This is a genomic window from Bradyrhizobium sp. UFLA06-06 (assembly GCF_054820065.1).
This window is the reverse complement of the sequence record NZ_JADFUD010000172.1, coordinates 1-534: the sequence shown is the minus strand read 5'-3', so window position 1 is coordinate 534 and position 534 is coordinate 1. Positions and strand designations below refer to the sequence as shown.

The following is a 534-nucleotide window of genomic DNA, read 5'->3' as shown; positions in this document are numbered from 1 at the left end:
GACGCGGCCCTGATGGAGTCGAGACAGGTCGGCGACGCCGCTGCGCAGCACAGTGCGTGGCAGAAAGCTGGCAGTTGGCCAGAGGAATTGCTTCCTGCGGAAGGCCACGATCAGGATTTGGGCCGGATGGACGAACCCGGCCCGTCGTCCTCGGCGCCGCAGCCGGCTCAGTCAACTGGAATTTTGATAGGGCACGACAAGCAGCCTCTTCATACCGAGGATGCTCCCCTTATTTCGGGGCTTGAGAGGGCCCTCATCAAGGGCGGGTTCAGCAAATCCGCTGCCGAGCAGCACGGAGGTTCCCTTCGTAGCTTTAGCCGTTGGCTTTTCGCAAAAGAAAAACCGAGCATTCGTGATCGGCTCGACAATAAGTCGCTGACCGATGGCGGTGAGGTGCTCGAGTTCACCGGAGAGGGTAATCCAAAGAGACTCGTTCAGGCAATCGACTATCTCCGGACCTTGCGGTCGACGGGCGAAGTGCCGATCTCACGACGCGCTAAGCTGAATCCTCACCCCCAGAACGTGGCCTTTATC

1 pseudogene is annotated in these 534 nt (G+C 59.6%); it reads left to right on the top strand.

Annotation, left to right across the window (positions count from 1 at the left end):
• Positions 1 to 12: 12 nt before the first annotated feature.
• Positions 13 to 534 (top strand): annotated as a pseudogene (locus IF803_RS42550) (Ulp1 family isopeptidase); the annotation flags it as partial.